Annotated in this window: 19 protein-coding genes; 7 read left to right on the top strand and 12 right to left on the bottom strand. The window is 52.2% G+C overall.

What is annotated here, in order from left to right:
• Nucleotide 1 precedes the first annotated feature (1 nt).
• Entirely contained in the window at nucleotides 2–1135 is a 1134-nt protein-coding gene (locus QKW35_RS16640; RefSeq protein WP_282354930.1) for a hypothetical protein, read from the bottom strand.
• Nucleotides 1136–1673: 538 nt separating this feature from the next.
• Here QKW35_RS16640 and QKW35_RS16645 point away from each other — a divergent pair.
• Together QKW35_RS16645 and QKW35_RS16650 are read left to right on the top strand one after the other, a co-directional pair.
• On the top strand, nucleotides 1674–1910 hold the full coding sequence (locus QKW35_RS16645) for a YkgJ family cysteine cluster protein (RefSeq protein ID WP_282354931.1): 237 nt from the start codon (nucleotides 1674–1676) through the stop codon (nucleotides 1908–1910).
• Between the two features lie 66 nt (nucleotides 1911–1976).
• A complete protein-coding gene (locus tag QKW35_RS16650; RefSeq protein WP_282354932.1) occupies nucleotides 1977–2684 on the top strand; it encodes a DUF445 family protein in 708 nt (235 codons plus the stop codon).
• A gap of 30 nt (nucleotides 2685–2714) precedes the next feature.
• Here QKW35_RS16650 and QKW35_RS16655 read toward each other — a convergent pair whose 3' ends face one another.
• The 9 genes from QKW35_RS16655 to nfuA all read right to left on the bottom strand — a co-directional run bounded on the left by QKW35_RS16655 (nucleotide 2715) and on the right by nfuA (nucleotide 11412).
• Nucleotides 2715–3038: a hypothetical protein gene (locus QKW35_RS16655; RefSeq protein ID WP_282354936.1), complete on the bottom strand. Its 324-nt coding sequence runs from the start codon at nucleotides 3036–3038 to the stop codon at nucleotides 2715–2717.
• A gap of 64 nt (nucleotides 3039–3102) precedes the next feature.
• On the bottom strand, nucleotides 3103–3465 hold the full coding sequence (locus QKW35_RS16660; RefSeq protein WP_282354938.1) for a hypothetical protein: 363 nt from the start codon (nucleotides 3463–3465) through the stop codon (nucleotides 3103–3105).
• Entirely contained in the window at nucleotides 3458–4279 is an 822-nt protein-coding gene (locus QKW35_RS16665) for a flagellar motor protein MotB (RefSeq protein WP_282354940.1), read from the bottom strand. The genes QKW35_RS16660 and QKW35_RS16665 overlap by 8 nt, the downstream gene beginning before the upstream one ends.
• Entirely contained in the window at nucleotides 4276–5106 is an 831-nt protein-coding gene (locus tag QKW35_RS16670) for a motility protein A (RefSeq protein WP_282354942.1), read from the bottom strand. The genes QKW35_RS16665 and QKW35_RS16670 overlap by 4 nt, the downstream gene beginning before the upstream one ends.
• A 115-nt stretch (nucleotides 5107–5221) precedes the next feature.
• Complete coding sequence (locus QKW35_RS16675; RefSeq protein WP_282354944.1) at nucleotides 5222–5407, bottom strand: tautomerase family protein; 186 nt, start codon at nucleotides 5405–5407, stop codon at nucleotides 5222–5224.
• Nucleotides 5408–5616: 209 nt separating this feature from the next.
• Nucleotides 5617–7503, bottom strand: coding sequence for a SurA N-terminal domain-containing protein (locus QKW35_RS16680; RefSeq protein WP_282354946.1), 1887 nt, complete (start codon nucleotides 7501–7503; stop codon nucleotides 5617–5619).
• A gap of 256 nt (nucleotides 7504–7759) precedes the next feature.
• Nucleotides 7760–8035, bottom strand: a complete 276-nt coding sequence (locus QKW35_RS16685) for an HU family DNA-binding protein (protein ID WP_282354948.1) — start codon at nucleotides 8033–8035, stop codon at nucleotides 7760–7762.
• Nucleotides 8036–8169: 134 nt separating this feature from the next.
• Nucleotides 8170–10599, bottom strand: coding sequence for an endopeptidase La (lon, locus tag QKW35_RS16690; protein WP_282354950.1), 2430 nt, complete (start codon nucleotides 10597–10599; stop codon nucleotides 8170–8172).
• Nucleotides 10600–10818: 219 nt separating this feature from the next.
• Nucleotides 10819–11412 (bottom strand): Fe-S biogenesis protein NfuA, encoded by a 594-nt coding sequence (nfuA, locus tag QKW35_RS16695; RefSeq protein ID WP_282354952.1) that lies wholly within the window; start codon nucleotides 11410–11412, stop codon nucleotides 10819–10821.
• 147 nt (nucleotides 11413–11559) lie between these two features.
• On the opposite strand from nfuA, the gene QKW35_RS16700 reads away from it, so the two are divergent.
• Together QKW35_RS16700 and QKW35_RS16705 are read left to right on the top strand one after the other, a co-directional pair.
• Nucleotides 11560–12885 carry an MATE family efflux transporter gene (locus tag QKW35_RS16700; RefSeq protein ID WP_282354953.1) on the top strand — a complete coding sequence of 442 codons (1326 nt, stop codon included), beginning with the start codon at nucleotides 11560–11562 and terminating at the stop codon, nucleotides 12883–12885.
• A 61-nt stretch (nucleotides 12886–12946) separates the two neighbouring features.
• Nucleotides 12947–14116 (top strand): cation:proton antiporter domain-containing protein, encoded by a 1170-nt coding sequence (locus QKW35_RS16705; RefSeq protein WP_282354954.1) that lies wholly within the window; start codon nucleotides 12947–12949, stop codon nucleotides 14114–14116.
• Between the two features lie 55 nt (nucleotides 14117–14171).
• On the opposite strand, the gene mepK is transcribed toward QKW35_RS16705, so the two are convergent.
• Both mepK and QKW35_RS16715 read right to left on the bottom strand, forming a co-directional pair.
• Nucleotides 14172–14723, bottom strand: a complete 552-nt coding sequence (gene mepK / locus QKW35_RS16710; protein WP_282354956.1) for a peptidoglycan L,D-endopeptidase MepK — start codon at nucleotides 14721–14723, stop codon at nucleotides 14172–14174.
• A gap of 73 nt (nucleotides 14724–14796) precedes the next feature.
• On the bottom strand, nucleotides 14797–15792 hold the full coding sequence (locus tag QKW35_RS16715; protein ID WP_282354958.1) for a glycosyl transferase family protein: 996 nt from the start codon (nucleotides 15790–15792) through the stop codon (nucleotides 14797–14799).
• A 64-nt stretch (nucleotides 15793–15856) separates the two neighbouring features.
• Between QKW35_RS16715 and QKW35_RS16720 the strand changes: the two genes are divergently transcribed.
• Genes QKW35_RS16720 through QKW35_RS16730 form a run of 3 tightly spaced genes read left to right on the top strand, consistent with a single transcriptional unit; the run spans nucleotide 15857 to nucleotide 18642 of the window.
• Nucleotides 15857–16621 carry an adenosylcobinamide-GDP ribazoletransferase gene (locus QKW35_RS16720; protein WP_282354960.1) on the top strand — a complete coding sequence of 255 codons (765 nt, stop codon included), beginning with the start codon at nucleotides 15857–15859 and terminating at the stop codon, nucleotides 16619–16621.
• A 33-nt stretch (nucleotides 16622–16654) separates the two neighbouring features.
• Nucleotides 16655–18013 (top strand): 23S rRNA (uracil(1939)-C(5))-methyltransferase RlmD, encoded by a 1359-nt coding sequence (gene rlmD / locus QKW35_RS16725; protein ID WP_282354962.1) that lies wholly within the window; start codon nucleotides 16655–16657, stop codon nucleotides 18011–18013.
• Nucleotides 18014–18021: 8 nt separating this feature from the next.
• Entirely contained in the window at nucleotides 18022–18642 is a 621-nt protein-coding gene (locus QKW35_RS16730) for an RluA family pseudouridine synthase (protein WP_282354964.1), read from the top strand.
• The last annotated feature ends 12 nt before the right edge of the window (nucleotides 18643–18654 follow it).

Consider the following 18654-nt stretch of genomic DNA (forward strand, 5'->3'; position numbering starts at 1 on the left):
ATCAGACTACCATATCCACCTGCTGCAGGGTGCCTACGTCACCCGCTTCGCTTAGGTAGAAGCCACTCGCACGTACCCGCCCATTGTGCTGATTGTCTTCGCCCTTAATGTCAAAAGGGGTTTCGGTTGATCCCAGATAGATAGCACCGATATCACGGTCGGCGAGGGACTCCAGGATGTCCTCTTCTTCAGTTTTAGTCCAGATTTTAAGGTCATTGAAGATGCTGTCGGCTTCATCGATATAGTTGTTTCCATCTTCATCGTACTGCGCCAAGTCTGCAAAACCGTTGCCGCTCAGCGCCCCAAACAGCTCAGTGCCATCGTTGATCACACCATCCTCATTTCGATCCAGCGCCAGCATACCACTGTTGGTGAAATAGCTGATCAACTCATCTTCACCGTCTGCATTGAGATCAAAGCTGAATTTCTCATCGCTCAGGTCTGCAGCGTTGCCCTCAAAGTTGATTACCAAAGGATCGGTAAAAGTGACCTGCTGCGAAACTTCAACAGTGCGCGTTGCCGAATAACTGCGTTCCATGGTCAGCTCAAGACCGAACTCCATTTCACGACCGTCTGCCGTTGTTACCGTACCGCAACTGTTGAAGTTGGTGCACTCATACTCCTCCACCGATTCAGTAACGTTGAAGGTCATTGTCATCATGGTCATGGGGCGGTCAGGGAGTTGCGGCTCTCCAGTCGCTTCTTGCAGTCCCTTCAGCTTCTCCGTAAGACCGGTCAGCTCGTCATCACCGATGGACGCCATCAACACCTTGCGGCCACTAATCGCCTCAAGCAAACCTTTAAACAACCGATCGCGCGTAATCTCCCGCTGCTCATCCAAGTCACTCTGCACCGATTCTTCGGTATTAAACTGCCAACCGTTGTCGGTCATCACCAGGATAGACGCCGGCGGCGCAGCGTCCTCCTCAGACTCGGTATTGGCGGTTTCAGTTGTACTTACCGGCGTTTGAAATCCCGTAAAGACGCCACCGCGTGCAAACGAAAGCCCGGCCTCCTTAACCAACGCGCTGAAATCCAGCTTGGCGACATTGGCATCAAAGGTGGTGTTGCGCGTAACCGACTCAAACTTTTCATGCTCCGCACTCATCTGCACGTTGCTGCTCTGAATAATCATACTGTGCTCCAGACATTCCCTTCTTAGATTTCGGCTGTATTTCAGACACACTTACCCCTGCTGCCTTTTTGAAAAACAACCACTTGATATCCGTTTCAGCTTTTTGGGGACGAGTTAACCCCTGCGTATAAATACACAAAAACAAAATTTGAAACGGCAATGCGAAAACGGAACCCTTTTGCCCTCGGTCAGCGGGCGACCGGCAAGAGATACCCTCTGCCGCTAGCAGCGCGCTGAAACCGAATCGACAGGATTCATTCTTTTCTGATGGACGAAATGACTAATACTATTTGTGCGTGATCCACACCTCCCTAAAAAGCATCTACAAAGCAATGGGTTATCACTGATAGCCCAAAGCAGCAGGCAAATGCACTGCGGCAATGTTCATTTCAGCAACAAAATTAAAACCATAGCGATGCCGTGATAAGACAAACTACAGAGGGAGAATTTGCAAAATGCAGACCGATAAACGCGGGGAAACATTAAGCTTTATTAAACTGCTATAATGGCGCCCCAGCCACATGCTGAGAGGAAACCCATGGAGTGTCGAATGGGATGCGGTGCCTGCTGTATCGCACCAAGTATTAAAGCATTGAATAAACCCGCCGGGGTCCGTTGTCAGCATCTGACTGACGAGCTTCTATGTGGTATTTTTGGACAACCTGAGCGTCCTCAGGCCTGTGGCGATTTTCAACCGGAGATGTCCATATGCGGTACGTCTCAGGCCGAGGCCCTGCACCTGATCACCGAGCTGGAAACCCTCACCACCCCTTGATGTACAGCGTTTAAACACGCTGCTATGATCCCCACGCTTCCTATAACTGCGTTGAGAATCTGTAACGTGAACAAAAGCCTGATTACCAATAGTTTTGCGATTATCGCTACCCTGGCAGGTTTACTGCAGGACAACGATATCCTTTTCTCCGTCGGCCTATTCGCCACCTCTGGCGCACTGACCAACTGGCTGGCTGTCCACATGCTATTTGAGAAAGTACCCGGCCTGTATGGCTCCGGTGTTATCCCGGCCCGCTTTGAAGATTTTAAGCTGGGCATCAAAACGCTGATGATGGAGCAGTTCTTTACCGAGGAGAACATCGAGCGTTTTCTAGGAGCCGATAACGGCACTCAACCCAACCTTCATCTCGCCCCCGTCATCCAACAAGTGGATTTTAACCCGGTATATGATGGCCTGATTGAGGTGATAGAGACCTCTTCTTTGGGCTCCATGCTCAGCATGGTAGGCGGTGCAGCCGTCCTGGAACCGATGCGCGAACCATTCGTTGCGAAGGTAAAAAGCTCCATGGAAGAAATTACTCAGAAGGAGGAGTTTGTCGCCCTGCTCAAAGCTGAGCTGGAACAGCCTTCAGTGATGGCCGAAATGAGCCAGAAGGTTGAACAGGTTGTTGAACAGCGCCTCGACGAACTGACACCGGAGTTGGTGAAAGAGATTATCCAGCGCATGATCCGTGAACATCTCGGCTGGCTGGTTGTTTGGGGCGGCGTATTTGGTGGATTGATCGGCCTGATTGTGGCCGTACTGCAAGGCTGATATCGCGCTTTAATTGCAGGGAGGTGCGGATTACTCGTCGACCCACACCTTTCGCAGCGGCTCACCAAAGTCATCATAGATCACTTTCTGGCGAGGCTGCGTACGCACCTTCTTCATCGAAGCGTCAGGCTTAGGACTTTTCCGGCGGGAATCAATCGTCGCCAGCAGCCCATTTAGCGGGGTGCGTGACTGCACGGAGGACTCGAAGCCAAAGCGACGAGGGTCATACTTCCCATCTTCCAGTCCACTCTCACCCATCTCGACCTGCTGGATCTCTCCACCTTTGTCGATAAATGACTGGACCTGCCTTTCAAGTTCAGCGCGGATCTCCGCTTTTGTTTGACGACGTTTCATTCGGCCATTATGCATAAATGTGAATAAAAAGCGAACAGCGGAGAGCTCACTCTCTGGTATGGTATCAGCCCTTCAGACTCTGCCGACGGATGTATGCTTTCTGACACTGCATTACAAAACGTGAAAGAATAATGTGCTGACGATCCGACATCGCAGTGAATTCGCAGCAGTGAATACCGTCAAGTGTTCTCACCCGCTGCAGGTTACAGCAAATGCTCATCGCCACACCATCCAACTCAAATTCCAGCATGGCGGGTTGCAGCTCTTCCTGCAACTCCCCTTGTACCCGATAAGCAACGCCATTCTCAGACAGGTTGACCGCATCACAAACCTGACCAGATACGGTTAAACGAAAACCATCCGCCTCTGTAATCTCATGTCGATAGGCACGTCTGCCGCTATCTCTGCTGTACTCGAGTTCAATCATCTCCCTGCTTCTCCAACACAAATTCAATGCGGCGATTCCGCGCACGGTTAACGTAATTCGTATTCGGCGCCAGGGGTACCGAATCACCGTAACCTGTTGCCGAGAGGCGCTCAGGCTGAACACCACCCCGAACCAGGTAACGCAACACCGTTGTCGCCCTAACAGCGGATAGCTCCCAGTTCGAAGGGAACTGCTCCGTATCTATTGGTGTATCGTCCGTATGCCCCTGAATGTTCATTTTATAGCCCTGATGGGCATACATGGTATCGAGCAGCACATTCACAAACGGATTAATCCGGCTATTGAGACGCGCCGAGCCCACTTCAAAGAACACAGCACCATCAACAACTATCTTCACCATGCCATCTTTGGGCATCGTCACTGTTGCATGCTCGCTTAGCTGTTGCGAATCAACGGCGCTTTGAAGATCCCTCACCATCATTTCCCAATCCTGCAGGTCGGTCTGCGCAACGGGTGAAGAGGTGAGCTTTTCGGATGCTTTGTCGCCAGCGTTTTCCCCATCCGCCGCATCAGAGGTTTTAATTGAAGTTTGGGTAACATCAATTTCAAGAGGCTGTGGAACATCTGTGGTTACTGGCGCAATAACATTTAAATCAATAAGACTGTTTGCGGACAGAGCCCCTTGAAACTCAATCTGAAGCGCATTGACGAACACTTCAAATCGATCTTTCTCGACACTCGAAATAGAAAACAGCAGAACAAAAAACACCAGCAAGAGGGTCATCAGATCGGCATAAGTGACCAACCACCCCATCTCATTCTCTTCGTCAGGAAACCGGTGCTTGGTTTTCACTTGGCTTTTCCTTTCGCCTCAGCAGCCGTGGGCGCGGCCTTACCCGAGTCCGCCGCCTTGCGTGCAGTACCCACTTTAACTGGCTTACGTTCTGCCTCGGGTAGATAGGATGCGAGCTGCTCATAAACATGCATGTAGTGGTCGTTGGTCAGGATACCAATACACCCTTCACGAATGATTTCCAGGTTAGCGACCTCCGACATGGTTCGGGCGCGCAACTTGCCTGCGATCGGCAAGAACACCATGGTAGAAAGAAGAGAACCGTAAAAGGTGGTCAGCAACGCGACTGCCATCGACGGGCCGATGGTTTCGGGGGTGTCCAGTTCACTCAGCATCTGAATAAGACCGATCAACGTCCCCAACATGCCAAATGCTGGCGCATAAGCGGCCATCTTCTTAAAAACGTCCTGAACGGTGTGATGACGCATGATCAACGAATCGATCTCATTCTGTAGCGTATTACGGATCACTTGCTCGGACGCCGCTTCAGCCAGGAGATTACAGGCACGCTTTAAAACATTGGAGCTTGTTTTTACATCACCCAGCTTGATCAGACCGTGTCGGTGGCTGATACGGCTCAACTCCAGCATCGTCTGGATCATCTTCTGGGCATTGGTTTTATCGCGGGAGAAGACGATGTAAGCCGCTTTAAAGGCTTTAAGTACATCTTTAAAGGATACGGTAAGAAAGGTCGCAGCTATTGTGCCGCCAGCTACGATCATTAACCCCGGCACGTTTATGAAAACATCTGCGCTGCCGCCCAGCACGATGGCAGAAATAATAAGAGCCAGACCGGAGATAATCCCGATCAGTGATGCAAAATCCATAACTTACACATCCTGAAGTAAACAACCGAAATATAGTAGCAGACAGTTCCTTGTGCTGCGTACCGAGTCATACAAAAATAGGTTAACGGCGATTACTCTCAGAAGTTGAGGGGTATTACCCGTGGATAAACGTAAATCCTCCGGCATGTTCCGGACCGCAGGCTCGATCCTGAATAATCACCTTGATTCGATTACGCGGCACGATTACGGTTCGACTGATAAGCTCTATCATCTCCTGACCCAGGCGCTCCTTCTGTTCCTGGGAACAGCTTTCAAGTAGATCTATTTTCGCAACAGGCATGGGACACACTCCACAAAACTAATGGTTAGGCATCTGAGTTGGCTAACTTAAGCTTCGTCCTGTTACGACCTTTTCGCCTTTATCCCTCTGCATGCTTTTTCTACTACTTTCGCACCAATCCCAAAGAGCGCCCCAAACAGAGACTGCTCCAGACATAAAAAAACCGGCATCCCAAAAAGAGAGGCCGGTTTTTATTATGCAGCTTAGCGTTACAAACGCTCAATCTCCGCACTTGCGTTCAGTTCGACCACCAGATCCTGGTAGTCATACTGCCCTTTACGGGATCCCAGAACAGACTGCATCGCTTTACGTTCATCGTCACTCAACGATTCAACACCGCCCTGCTCCACACCGGAAATCGCGATGATCGCACGGCCACCGTCCCCCAGTGTCGTAGAAGCATAGCTAACGTCGCCGTCTGCCGGGTGAGGCACTTTAAACGCCTGCTGCAGTACCTCAGGAGGTAGATCACGCTGACCACGGCCAACCGCTTCCAGTGAACTCACCTCTGCTCCGTCAGCCAAGGATGCCAACGTCTCACCAGCGTTCAACGCCGCCAGAATATCCTCCACTTTTTCATCCAGCGCTTTAGCAATACGATCGTTCAGCAGCTGAGATTTAACCTCTTCTGCAACCTCGTCGTAGCTTTGCTCACGTGGCAGCTTATGCTCTTTCACCCGAACCACAACGGAGCGCGAAGCGTCCAGTTCGATGGGCGTACTGTTGACCCCCTCTTTAAGCAGCTCCTCGGTAAACGCCGCTGCAACAACACGGTTATTACCGGTCACGTCATCGTCACCACCCAGGCGACTGAACGGTTCACTGGTAATGATCTCCATACCCAGGGTTTCGGATGGCTCGACCAAATCACCAGAAGAGAAACTCAGGTCAGCCAGACGCTCCAGACGCTCGACGTAAACCCCTTCCGCCTTTTCGCGCAGCAGATCGTATTTGATGTCGTTCTGTGCCTCTTCGAAGCTTGGCGGTTCGGTCGTCTGGATATCAACCAGCTTGATGATGTGGTAACCGAAGTCCGTGAGTACAGGCTCGGACACCTGTCCTTTCTCCATTGCAAACAGGGCGTCTTCGAATTCAGGTACAAACAACCCTTTGGCGTTGTAGCCCAGATCACCGCCGCTTTCAGCAGAACCCAGATCGTCAGATTCAGTCTTCGCCAGCTCGGCAAAGTCTTCACCTGCTGCGATACGCTGTGCAATCGCCGCCGCTTTGGCTTCGGCATCATCTGCACTACGTTCGTCCGAGATTTCGATCAGGATATGGGATGCCTTGCGCTCTTCCTGACCTTCAAAGTTCTCAGCCAAGGCCTGATATTGCTGCTGTACCTCGTCGTCAGAAACCTCAACCTCATCAAGCATCTTAACCTTGTCCAGCAGCAAGTACTCAATAACAACCTGCTCTTCGGTCTTGTAGTTACCACGATTGGCATCGTAGAAACCACGCGCTTCGTCATCAGAGATTTCAATCTCCGCTGCGACCTTGTCAGCGTTTAACGTGAAGTAGCTCAAATCACGTTTCTGCTGATCCAGCGCCACAACACTATCCAGTTCAGAATCCAGCGCAAATGCAGAGAGCAGGTAACCGGTACGCATCTGCTCAACCAGCTTCTCTTTGCGCACCAAGTCACGATACATCATCGGAGTCAGGCCTGCGTTTCGCAGTACTGCCTCAAACTGCGCACGATCAAACGCACCATCAATCTGGAAGCTTGGTGTATTTACCAATAGCTGATCGATCATGCGATCAGAGAATATTAGCCCCTGACTGTCGGCTGCCTGCGTGAGCACGGCCTGCTCAATCAGTCCATCCAGCACCATTTTGCTGATTACGTTATCGTCTAGCAGCGTTGGATCCGCATTTTCGCCCATTTGATTCAGCAACTGACGACGTTGTAACTCAACGCCCTGCAGCAACTGACGCTCGCTGATCTCTTCCCCGTTCACAGTTGCAGGGGCATTACTACCACTTGTGAGACTTACAAGTGATTCAACACCGAAGAGCGCAAAGGTGACGACGATTAGGCCCACAATCACTTTTGCGATGATGCTCTGAGAGTTATTCCGAATCGTTTGCAGCATGGTGCTTCAATAATCCTGGCAATCATCTAACAACAAAAAGGCGCAGCCCTGTGAAGGATTGCGCCTTTTTTCAAATTTTTAACCGGCGAATGTCAAAAGATACTGGCCGGTTTGTGGAGAGAGTGAGACACCTAACAACTTAAAACACCTCACTTTCTCTTTAGATCCCCTTCCACGAGGAACTTGGGTGGAACGGCTGGACAAGCTCGAGTCCTATTCAAACCGTTCCGGAGTAAAACCCCGACGCTACCGGGTCTTACTTGTTAACTGCGTCTTTCAGTGCCTTACCTGGTTTGAAGGTAGGCAGAGTAGCAGCAGCAATTTCGATCGGCTTACCAGTCTGTGGGTTACGACCAGTACGAGCAGCACGCTCTTTTACAGCAAAAGTACCGAAACCTACCAGTGCGACAGAATCACCGTTCTGCAGAGCACCAGTTACAGCCTCCAGAGTCGCGTCCAGCGCGCGACCAGCTGCAGCTTTAGAGATGTCAGCAGAAGCTGCAATAGCGTCGATCAGTTCAGACTTATTCACATTGTTCCCCTTTATCGAAAAGATCTAGTTGTTATATCTAAAAATCCAGTCCAGCAAGATGGTCTTGGCAATTTATACCAACAGGCAGAAAGGGGTGTCAACACGCTTCAACGCCTTTCTACCCCTTGATTTGCCTAATGTGCCTTAATTTGCCCGTGCGCATTTTTTGCTGATTTTTCCTTGCCAGAGACGCCCTCTTCTGATTCACCCTTCAACGGCTCAGGCTGGTACTTGAGTGCGATCTCCAGCACCTCATCAATCCAACGCACCGGCTTAATATCGAGATCTGCTTTAATATTGGCGGGAATTTCTTTCAAATCGCGCTCATTTTCTTCAGGAATGATGACAGTTTTAATACCGCCACGGTGCGCAGCAAGCAGCTTTTCCTTCAGCCCACCGATCGGTAAAACCTGCCCGCGCAAGGTGATTTCACCGGTCATAGCCACGTCAGAACGTACCGGAATGTTGGTCAATACAGAAACCAGTGCCGTGCACATCCCGATACCAGCGCTTGGACCATCTTTAGGTGTTGCACCTTCCGGAACATGGATGTGTATGTCATTCTTCTCGTGGAAGTCAGACTTAATACCCAGGCTGTGACAGCGATTACGCACCACTGTCAGCGCGGCCTGGATAGATTCTTTCATCACATCACCCAGACTACCGGTTGTTACCTGACGCCCCTTACCCGGCACCACTGCGCCCTCTATGCTGAGGATATCGCCGCCCACCTGAGTCCAGGCCAGACCGGTTACGTGACCTACCAGATCCTGCTCTTCTGCCATGCCAAACTTGTGTTTCTTGACGCCGGAGTATTTCTCCAACTGCTCATCCGTGATCACCACCGGCAACTCGGCTTTATCCGCCAGTGCCAGCTCTTTCACCACCTTTCGGCACAACTTGGCGATTTCACGCTCTAGACCACGTACGCCCGCTTCGCGGGTGTAGTATCGGATCAACCCCGTTACTGCAGAATCCTCAATCTGAACCTCTTTTTCCTTCAACCCATTGTTCTTCAGCTGTTTAGGAATCAGATACTTACGCGCGATATTCAGTTTTTCATCTTCGGTGTAACCCGGAATACGGATCAGCTCCATACGGTCCAGCAACGGACCTGGGATGTTCATGGAGTTGGAGGTACACACAAACATCACGTCAGACAGATCGTAGTCCACTTCCAGATAATGGTCGTTGAAGGTGCTGTTCTGTTCAGGGTCCAGAACCTCAAGCAGCGCAGATGCCGGATCACCGCGGTGATCCATACCCATCTTGTCGATCTCATCCAACAGGAACAGTGGGTTTTTCACACCGACCTTGGACATCTTCTGCACCAGTTTACCCGGCATAGATCCGATGTAGGTCCGACGGTGACCACGAATCTCTGCTTCGTCACGCACACCACCCAGCGCCATACGTACGTACTTACGGTTGGTTGCACGGGCGATAGAGCGACCCAGGGAGGTTTTACCCACACCCGGAGGACCTACCAGACACAGGATCGGGCCTTTCAGCTTCTTAACACGACGCTGCACTGCCAGATATTCCAGAATACGATCCTTAACCTCTTCCAGACCGTAGTGGTCTTCGTTCAGGATCTTTTCGGCACGCTTCATGTCGTGACGAACCTTAGAGCGCTTGGTCCATGGTATCTGCAGCATCCAGTCGATATAACCACGCACCACTGTTGCTTCTGCAGACATCGGAGACATCATCTTCAGCTTGGTGTATTCGCTCATGGTCTTATCCAGCGCTTCCTGCGGCATACCCGCCTCTTCGATGCGCTGCTTGAGCTGCTCCATATCATTGGAGCCGGTTTCGTCCAGATCACCCAGTTCTTTCTGAATCGCCTTCATCTGCTCATTCAGATAGTACTCGCGCTGGCTTTTCTCCATCTGCTTTTTAACGCGACCACGAATGCGTTTCTCGACCTCTACCAGATCGATTTCGCCTTCCATCAGCGCCATAAGGTGTTCGAGACGTTCGCGGTTACTCAGCATCTCGAGTATTTTCTGCTTCTCTTCCAGCTTAAGCGACATGTGCGCAGCAATGGTATCTGCCAGGCGACCTGCATCATCAATGTTCTGAAGTGAGGACAAGACCTCTGAAGGTATTTTCTTGTTCACCTGAACAAAGCGCTCAAACTGCTCCAGCATGGTGCGCTTGTACAGCTCAGCCTCGGTATCACTAACATCGTCGATCGCCAGCGCTTCCACTTCTGCAGAGAAGTATTCGTGGTCATCGTGCAAAGCCTTGATAGACGCACGGAAATCACCTTCCACCAGCACTTTTACAGTGCCATCCGGTAATTTCAACATCTGCAAAACGCTGGCTACGGTACCTACGTTAAACAGTTCGTCTGCCGCAGGATCATCATCCGACGCATTTTTCTGAGCGACCAGCAGGATCTCTTTTTCCTGACTCATCGCCACTTCCAAAGCCTGAATCGACTTTTCGCGGCCCACGAAAAGCGGAATCACCATGTGCGGGTATACCACTACATCGCGCAGCGGAAGAACCGGGAGCTCGGTGGTTACCTGTACGTTGTTTTCGTCTGTTTGCGCCATGATGACCCTACCTTATCAGATACAGGCACCTGCAGAGGCAGGTGCTATAAACACGAACTAAAAACCTATTATTGGCTAGATGGGGATGCCAACAGCCAATTACAACCAATAGATATAAAAAAATCAGGTTCTTAGATAAATGGAGCTGCCTTCAATATATAGCATCAACCATCACTGGGCGAAGTCAAAAAAGGGGCTGAATCGCCCCCTTTTTGATGTTTATTTGTAGTATGCGTTTTCTCGCACGCTGTGGTCTGTCACATCCCGCACCCCGGCGAGGCCTGCAACACGCTCGACCAGCGTTTTCTCAACACCGTCTTTCAAGGTCATATCAACCGCACTGCACCCCTGACAACCACCGCCAAACTGAAGAATTGCGATATGTCCGTTCTCTTCTTCCACCAACTCAATCAGTTTTACTTCACCACCGTGCGAAGCCAGACCTGGGTTGATGTCAGCGTACAGGATGTAATTGATCTGCTCATCCATCGGGCTATCAGGAGAGACCTTAGGCACCTTGGAGTTTGGTGCTTTGATCGTCAACTGGCCACCCATCCGGTCTTCTGCGAAGTCCACCATCGCTTCTTCGAGGTATGGAACGCTGTTCTGTTCGATGTAGACGCGGAACTTGCTCAGCTCCATCACCTCATCATCTTCAATCACTTCGTCCGGGCGGCAATATGCAAGACAAGATTCTGCGTAAGGCGTGCCCGGCTGAGTAACAAACATGCGGACAGCAATCCCTTCAACGTCCTGCTTAGCTAACAGTTCTGCCAGATAGTTTTCGGCGCTTTCGGTTACCGTAATGGTCATACAAAATCCTGTCTTAACTTTTACTTGCTCTATCTGGCTGAAGCATACACCGATTCTATTTCTGAGTAAATTGCTCAGTTATTAACCAGAGGGCATGCAGGGATATTTCTGTTAAACTTGCGCCTTTTCTTTTGCCGCCAATCCACGATGTCTGCAACTCAACGCTATAAAACGATTCTGCTGCTCGGCCTGCCAATCATTGGCGGCATGCTGTCTCAGAGCATCCTGAATCTGGTAGACGCTGTGATGGTGGGTAGTTTGGGTGATCGTGCTCTGGCAGGTGTGGGCGCTGGCAGTTACGCCAACTTTGTTGCCGTAAGCCTGATCCTTGGATTGTCATCCGGTGTGCAGGCGATGGTCGCGCGACGCCGGGGGCAGGGTCGGGTCGATGAAATGGCCCGCCCTGTTAACTGGGGCTTGGCGATCTCACTGTTTTTTGCCCTACCGCTCAGCCTGCTCTATCTGTCGTTTTCAGATCAGATCATTGCGTTGGTGACCGACGATCTTGCCACACAGGAGATCGGACAACGTTATTTCGATTACCGTACCATGGCAATGCTGGCGGTTGGGATCAACCTCTCCTTTCGCGGATGGTGGAACGGCACCAAACGACCGGGCACCTACCTGGCAACTCTGATTGCCATCCACCTGCTCAACGTTATCATTAGCTACGCGTTGATCTTTGGCCATTTTGGCTTGCCCGCCATGGGAGCTCCCGGTGCTGGTTTGGGCACCGCCATTGCGCTATACCTGGGCGGCACACTGAATGCAGTTCTGGTGTGGCGGGACGCACGCCCCCACGGTTTCCTACGCTATCAGCGCGGCCCGGCATCCATCGGTCGCCTGCTCGGACTCTGTATTCCCCACTCACTGCAGCAATTCTTTTTTGCGGGCGGCATCTGCACCCTGTTCTGGATTATCGGCCAACTTGGCACCCAGCAGCAGGCCATCGCCCATGTGCTGATCAACCTGGCCCTGTTCCTGATCCTGCCGGGCGTCGGATTCGGCATCGCCTCAACCTCGCTGGTCAGTCATTCACTGGGAGAACGTAAAACAGAGGAAGCCTGTCAGTGGGGCTGGGATACGATCAAAACGGCCTTGGGCACCATCATACTGCTTAGCCTGCCTATGTGGCTGGCGCCAGACCTTGTGCTCGGCTTATTTATCCACCAGCCGGACGTACTGGCTGAGGCGAGACTACCACTCCAGATCACGGCACTGGCGATCTGCGTCGACACGGCCGCCATCGTGCTGACCCAATCCTTACTGGGGGCTGGCGCCAACCGCTCCGTGCTCTACATCAGCACAGCCAGCCAATGGGCATTCTATCTGCCACTGGCTTGGCTGATGGGCCCTCACCTGGGATTCGGCTTGCTGGGTATCTGGCTGGTACAACTGATACACCGCGCCCTTTCGTCTGTCATATTCTCTTATGTTTGGTCCAAGCGCCGCTGGGCAGAGATAGCGGTATAAAGCCCCCCCTCGCATCTGATAAACTGAGGCGAGTTCACACCGATCAAGGACCGTAGAGTAGATGGAAGGGCATAACCTCGTATTTTCGTTTTTTTTGATCTTTACCGGCGCTGCAATTCTGGCGTCCGCCGCCCTTTATACCCGTCAACCCCTACTGGTTGCTTACATCGTATTGGGCGCCATCCTTGGTCCTTACGGCATGGGGTATGTCAGTGATACCCAGATGATGTCGGAGATCTCCCATATCGGCATTATTTTCCTGCTGTTCCTGCTGGGCCTGGATATGCAACCCAGCCATCTGATCCATATGCTGAAAAAGGCGACGCTGGTGGCTATCGGCAGCTCAGTCATCTTTTTCGCAACGGGTTACGGTATCGGCGTCGCCTTCGGCTATACACAAACGGAAGCAGCCATCATCGGTACCGCGCTGATGTTTTCCAGCACTATTATCGGGATCAAGCTGCTGCCAACCACTGTGCTGCACCATCGTCATACCGGTGAGCTGGTTGTGGGTCTGCTTCTGTTACAGGATGTCATTGCGATCATGGTCTTGCTGTTCCTGTACAGCGGAGAGGCAGAAAGCAACGGCATGGGCACCTATTTAAAAACCCTGGTGGCACTGCCTATTCTGATCGTTGCAGCGTTTGTGTTTGTGAAGTATGTCTTACTGAAACTGATTCAACGCTTTGACCGCTTTCATGAGTACATCTTCCTGCTGGCCATCGGCTGGTGCCTGGGATTGGCAGAAATCGCCCAAATGTCCGGACTCTCCGCGGAGATTGGTGCATTTGTTGCCGGGGTATCGATTGCCACCAGTCCAATCGCACAGTACATCGCCACCAGCCTGAAACCACTGCGTGATTTCTTCCTGATCCTGTTTTTCTTCTCGATCGGTGCGAGCTTCAACCTGACCCTGCTGGGCGATATCATCCTGCCGTCCATCATTCTGGCAGTGCTGGTTGTCGGTCTGAAACCGGTTGCATTCCGCTTCCTGCTGAGCAAAATCAGCGAAAGCAAAAGCCTGGCATGGGAGGTTGGATTCCGACTCGGGCAGATCAGCGAATTCTCTCTGTTGATCGCCTACATCGCCACAAGCGCGACCCTGATTGGCCAGGAAGCTTCACATGTTATCCAGGCAACTGCGATCCTGACGTTCCTGCTATCCACCTACGTGGTGATTTTCAACTTCCCATCACCGATTGCCGTTTCGGACAAACTGCGACGGGATTAGGCACGAATTTCCGGACACAAAAAACGGGGCATCAAGCCCCGTTTTTTTATATCTGTCAGCCCCAAGTGCGAACCGGCCCGACATCCACATGAATAAAATTACTGCGCTGGTAGTAGCCAACACCACCAACCTGCAGCGCACGGGCCTGACTGCCCAGCGCCTTAAGAGGCACTCCCGGCAACCGGATATCGATTGCTTTGCCCAGCATATGGTAACTGCGCTTAGCGACGTTCTTGCTCTGCTGACGCAACTTGGCATTGGTTTCCGGTGAACGATACCCAGATATAACATGGAACTGTTTGTTGACGCCGAGATCCTGCTGCAGGAGGTGCAGCATGTCGAACAGACGGGTGTCCATCACCGTACTGGTATCGCTGCGGTGGTCACGCAACAGGTGATTCACGTCAGCCAGCACCTCTGGGATATAGTGCCCATCAGCCCAGTAAGTCGCATCCATACTTTCACCGGTGTGCAGGTTATAAAAACTGAGCGTGCGTTCCTTGCTTGCCAGAAGAGGGACCTGTGTACCAAACGCAGAGGCGCTGGCCAGTCCAAATGCGGTTCCACTGAGGCCCTTAAGAAAACCCCGACGACTGATAGATTTCATAGACTCGACTAAAAAACAAACAATTAACAACTGGCTCGTTATTATGCATATAACGAACCAGAATGTACATTTATTAGCCTATTGAAAACTTTTCAACATCACGCTCAGCCCACAATTGCTCAGCACGTGACAACAACGCTTGCTGGTCACCGACCTCACCCAACAGCTTCAGCACCAGGGCAATCGTTGATTTAACCGCAAGCAATCCATACTCATGTTCTGATTCACCCCGCCAGACTCGACCGATCTCTTCCGGATCAAGCGCGCCCTCTTTTACAAACCGGCGCGGCACGATACGCGGCCATTCGTTTTCTTCCAGTTTGCCGTCGACCACCCACTGCAGGGTATTTTCACCATCGGGCTTCGCTTCTGCTTCACCGCCATCCCCCTTCAGCGTGAGATTTCGCTCAAAGCCGAGGAGCTGAGCCGTCAACTGATGCATCGGACCGTACGGCGGGTGAAAAACACCGTCAATACTGCACTTGGCATGCAGCGGATTAAGCATACGAGATAACGTGTGTACCGGTGAGCGCAGCCCCAAAACGGAACGCAGCTGAATAATCTCGCCCAACGGCGGACATACATGATTGATTGACATAAAGGCAAAATTCACGCGGGATAACTCTGACTCTACATCCGACCAGCTCTCACATGCCGTTAGACCAAACTGCGCTAACATATCTTCGGTGTAGATACGCTCCGGCGTATGTCCTTTGGCGCCGTGCATAAAAATACGATAGCCATGAGCGGCAAGACAGAGCGCCGCCAATAGGAACCAGGGATGACGGCGTTTTTTTCCAGCATAGCTGGACCAATCCAGATCAACCTGAAGCTGATTTGGCGCGGCATAGCGCTGCCGTGTCGCATCGGCAAAGCCCGCCAACTCCTCCGGAGCCTCCTCTTTAACACGCAGCAACATCAGGAATGCCCCCAACTGCTCCGGCTCAACCTGCCCGTCCAGTATCATCCCCATCGCCGCGGCGGCTTCTTCGCGGGTAAGTGACCGGGTGCCCGTTTTACCCTTGCCGAGTATCCGGACGTACTGCGCAAACGGATGTTCCTGCTTCATAGACCTGCCCTGTGTATTGCACTAAAGTTATCGCCCTAAACTATACACCCAAGCGATAGTGCGAATGAATCTCAGGCACCGTGAAGTCCATCTGTTTTTTAATGCCCTGACTTTTTTCACCCGAGTTCCAGCTCCCGACTGGGTGGAGTTCTCAAGCGAACACCTGAATCGCGCCAGCCGCTACTTCTCCTGGATTGGCCTTCTGGTTGGTGCTGCTGCGGCGTTGATTTACCTCCTGGCCGCGGAGTTTTTCCCCGCCCCTATCGCCATATTGCTGTCGATGCTTGCTTCGATATGGCTGACGGGTGGTTTCCATGAAGATGGACTGGCCGATGTTTGTGATGGTTTTGGTGGAGGCTGGGAGAAAAAACAGATCCTCACCATCATGAAGGATTCCAGACTTGGCACTTATGGCGCACTGGGCCTGTGCTTTGCCTTGTTTATCAAGTTTCAGACGCTTTCCTTTACCGAACAGATCGTCCCTGCCCTCCTCCTTGCCCATACACTCAGCCGGTTTGCGGCGCTTACACTCATCTATAGCGACGACTATGTGCGTGAAGATATAGACAGCAAGGCCAAACCACTGGCCAACCGTATGTCACGCAAAGAACTTATGATCGCAGGGATACCGGTGCTTATCTGCCTGATTCCACTGGGCCCCAAAGTATGGCTGGTAATTGTTCCCGTCTGGCTCATGCGCAACTGGCTGTCCCAGTTCTTCCGGCGCTGGATCGGCGGCTATACCGGTGACTGCTTGGGCGCGACGCAGCAACTATGCGAGCTCGTGGTGTATCTCTATTTCTGTCTGCCTTTTGTGCTGCTGGCCTGATAGAATCCGCGCATTCTGTTCACGGGTACTCTCATGCGAAAACGATCCACATCACACCGCCACGCAGCTCGCCGCAATAAAGCTGCGCAGCCTGCCAACACAACACCACTGGAGCTGACCATCGAAGGCTTAAGCCACGAAGGTCGCGGCATTGCACGCCATGAAGGTAAAACCATCTTCGTATCCGGTGCACTGTCAGGCGAAACAGTGGAAGCCCGTATCACCAAACACCACAAGCGCTTCGCGGAGGCCGAATGTACCCAGGTAAAGCAGGCGTCACCATTTCGCAGTGAACCGGTATGCCCTCATTACGGCGTTTGTGGCGGTTGTGACCTGCAGCACCTTGAGCACGCACAGCAGATCGAAGAGAAACAAGTGATCGTGCTGGACCAGTTGCAACGCCTGGGGAAAGTCCAGCCGGAACAGATCGAATCGCCGCTGCGCTCACAGCCCGAGAATTACCGACGTGCGGCACGCCTGGGGGTCAATCAGCTGCAACGGGACGGTTCCGTGGTTATCGGTTTTCGCCGCCGTGGCAGCAACAAGCTAACTTCGATTGATCACTGCCCGGTACTGAATGAAAAACTGAACCAGGTTATCAACCTGCTACACGAGAACCTGCAGGACGTTGAGAATGTGCGCAACATCACCCATGCCGAAGTCGTGATGGGTGATCGAGAGGGTGCACTGACCCTGCGCACTAAAAAACGCCTGCCGGATGAACTGATCTCCACGCTCACTAATGCCGTCGAAGCTGCACAGCTGAAACTCTACTTTGATGACGGCGAACAGGTACACCCCGCGTCTGCGCCGGCACAACTGACCTACGCGCTGCCTGACCACAACATCAGCCTCAACTTCGAACCCGGTGATTTCCTACAGGTAAACGCTGCGGTTAACGCACAGATGATCCAGCGTGCGATCGACTGGCTTGCGCCGCAAAAGGATGACCGTGTCCTGGACCTCTTCTCCGGCATCGGCAACTTTACCCTTCCCCTGGCCCGTTACGCCGGTGAAGTGGTGGGTGTCGAGGGCAGCGACACCATGGTCAAGCGAGCAACGGAAAATGCCAGCCGCAATCAGCTCGACAACACAGCCTTCTATAAAGGTGATCTGAGTGGCGACCTGCGACACCACCATTGGTACAACCAGGGATTCAACAAGGTCCTGCTTGATCCACCCCGCACAGGCGCTCTGGAAGCGATTAAACAGCTGAAACACTATGATGCTGACCGGATTCTCTATGTATCCTGCAATCCGGCCGCACTGGCACGTGATGCCGCCGAGCTCGTATTACAGGGCTATCACTTTACCCGCTTTTGCGTGATGGATATGTTTCCTCATACCTCTCATGTGGAGTCCCTGGCCCTGTTCGAAAAACCGGCTAAGTAAGATTCGCTATGCCTGAAATACTCTATGCAGATGACCAGCTTGTGGTGGTCAATAAACCCGCGGACCTGCTCTCCGTACCCGGACGTGGTGAAGACAAGCAGGATTGTGTTTGGCGGCGCGTCCAGCAAACATACCCAACAGCCAGAATCGTGCACCGCCTGGATTACGCAACATCCGGTTTGATGGTGCTGGCGCTTAACGCCGACAGCCACCGCTATCTGAGCAACGAGTTTCAGCAGCGTCGCACCGAAAAATCGTATCAGGCCGTAGTGTTTGGCGATCTAGAAGGTGAGACCGGGGAGGTAAAAGAGCCGCTACGCTGTGACTGGGAAAACCGTCCGCTTCAGATTGTCGATTACGAACACGGCAAACAGGCCCACACAACCTGGAAAAAGCTGCAGAAGGAGGCAAAAGGTACCCGGGTGCAGCTGCATCCCGTCACCGGTCGCTCCCATCAACTCAGGGTTCATATGCAGTTCTTAGGACACCCGATTGTTGGCGACCGGTTTTATGCCCCTGAAGCAGCTCAGGCATTGAGCCCGCGCTTACTGCTCCATGCAGAAAATTTGGGATTCAGTCACCCGCAAACAGGTGACTGGATGGAATTCCACGCGCCGGTTCCTTTTTGACGGAATCGAGCG

This window comes from Pontibacterium granulatum (genome assembly GCF_029961155.1).
GTDB lineage: Bacteria > Pseudomonadota > Gammaproteobacteria > Pseudomonadales > Balneatricaceae > Pontibacterium > Pontibacterium granulatum.